Raw genomic sequence first — 287 nt, forward strand, 5'->3', positions numbered from 1 at the left:
CCGTGGCTCATCCAGACGTCCAGCAGGGAGTCGCCGTTGTGGTCGAGGTGGTCTTTGATGTCGTGCAGCAGTTGAGTCTGGCCGTGAACCTTGACTTGGGCGTAGCCAAATTCCTGGACTTTGGAGCCCTGTACGGAGCCGCCCAGTTGTTCGGCCATGGTCTGCATGCCGTAGCAGATGCCGAGTACGGGCACGCCGAGCTCGAAGACGGCTTGAGGTGCTCTCGGGCTGCCTTCGGCGTGGACGGATTCGGGGCCACCAGCGAGGATGATGCCGTTGGGGTTGTA

The 287-nt window shown here is 62.0% G+C and carries 1 protein-coding gene; it reads right to left on the reverse strand.

What is annotated here, in order from left to right; all coding sequences use genetic code 11:
* The coding region (locus B3520_RS03755) for a glutamine amidotransferase-related protein (protein ID WP_286875444.1) at nt 1-287 on the reverse strand (287 nt) is incomplete at both ends.

The sequence above is a fragment of the Marinimicrobium sp. UBA4509 genome (genome assembly GCF_002388575.1).
Taxonomy (GTDB): Bacteria; Pseudomonadota; Gammaproteobacteria; order Pseudomonadales; family Cellvibrionaceae; genus Marinimicrobium; species Marinimicrobium koreense.